Annotated in this window: 2 protein-coding genes and 1 pseudogene; 2 read left to right on the top strand and 1 reads right to left on the bottom strand. The window is 66.0% G+C overall.

All coding sequences use genetic code 11. The features are described 5' to 3' along the window. Positions 1-273 (top strand): annotated as a pseudogene (locus tag ACH47Z_RS47225) (bile acid:sodium symporter family protein); the annotation flags it as partial. Positions 274-315: 42 nt separating this feature from the next. Here ACH47Z_RS47225 and ACH47Z_RS47230 read toward each other — a convergent pair. Next, positions 316-768, bottom strand: a complete 453-nt coding sequence (locus ACH47Z_RS47230; RefSeq protein ID WP_399086870.1) for an integrase core domain-containing protein — start codon at positions 766-768, stop codon at positions 316-318. A gap of 303 nt (positions 769-1,071) precedes the next feature. On the opposite strand from ACH47Z_RS47230, the gene ACH47Z_RS47235 reads away from it, so the two are divergent. Continuing rightward, positions 1,072-1,307 (top strand): TetR/AcrR family transcriptional regulator (locus tag ACH47Z_RS47235; protein WP_399086873.1); only part of this gene is annotated, 236 nt, incomplete at its 3' end.

The following is a 1,307-nucleotide window of genomic DNA, read 5'->3' on the forward strand; positions in this document are numbered from 1 at the left end:
AGCGTCCTGAACCTGGTCATCGGCTACTGGGTTCCCCGCCTGGCCCGCGTCGAGCGGCCCCAGGCAGTCGCCTCGTCGATGGAGATCGGCATCCACAACGGTGCGCTCGCCGTCACCATCGCCCTCAGCCCCGCATTGCTGAACATGCCGGCCGCCGCGGTGACACCCGCGATCTACAGCCTCATCGCCTTCATCACCGCGGCGGTGGCAGCCTCCCTGCTCGCCCGGCGGTCCCGCACACTGCCCGTAACGGAACCGGCGAGCAGCACCTGACCGCCGCGTCGGAAGATTTCGTCCAGTGAGACGGTCGTGGCGCTACGAGGTCTGTGGTGCGGGTTCGCGGCGTTTGGCCGGGTCGTTGATCCAGGCGGTCTGGGGTATCTCGGGTGGTCGGGGGCGTCGGCCGGAGCGTTCGGGGTGGCGGGCGTATGCCTCGGCAGTCCCGAAGTGGACGGAGGCGGGGGTGTGCCAGCCAATACCCGAGTGCCGGTGCTCATGGTTGCAGTACGCGATGAACGCGTCGAACCACTCGCGGGCGTGGGCCAGCGAGTCGAACCGTTCGAGACAGTCCGGCATGTACTCCGTGGTCTTGAACTGGGCCTCGCCGTAGGGGTTGTCGTTGGAGACCTTCGACCGGGAGTGCGACCGGGTCACCCCGAGATCGATCAGCAGCTGGGAGACCTTCTTGCTCGTCATCGAGGTGCCGCGGCCCGCGTGCACCGCATCGGGCACGATCCCGTTGCGGGCCGCGATGTTCTCGCGGATCAACTCCTAGCTTGTACTCGGCGCTGAAAGTGCGGCGCTTCGGCCGAAGTGCCGGGTCGGATCCGGTGGGCTTGGTGCCGGCCATGAGGGGGTGGCTCTCCTGTCGCACCCTCTCGGGCTAACCCGCCGAAGCGGGACGTCTCACCAAAGGCTGACCGAGAGGACACCGCGAACGCTCCCGTCGCGGGCCTTGCGTCAGCCCCACTCTCACTCGATAGTGTGGCCTATCGGATTGGGATCCCTATCCGATAGGAACCCCTATCCGGCATCGTCGAGCGTCTTGACGCGAACAGACAGGTGGGATGCATGACACAACGCGTGACCAAGAGACGACGGGAGACGAACGAGCGCCTGCTCGACGCAGCTGAGCAGGCGTTCGCCGAGTGCGGATTTCACGGGGTTTCGATCGCGGAGCTGTGCGCACGGGCCGGCTACACGACCGGCGCGTTCTATTCGAACTATGGCTCCAAGGATGAACTCTTCCTTGCGCTGTTCACTCGACGCTCCGAGATCGTCCTGAAACAGCTGGGTGAGGCGGTGGA

The sequence above is a fragment of the Streptomyces sp. NPDC020192 genome (assembly GCF_044388685.1).
In the GTDB taxonomy this organism is placed as follows: Bacteria; Actinomycetota; Actinomycetes; order Streptomycetales; family Streptomycetaceae; genus Streptomyces.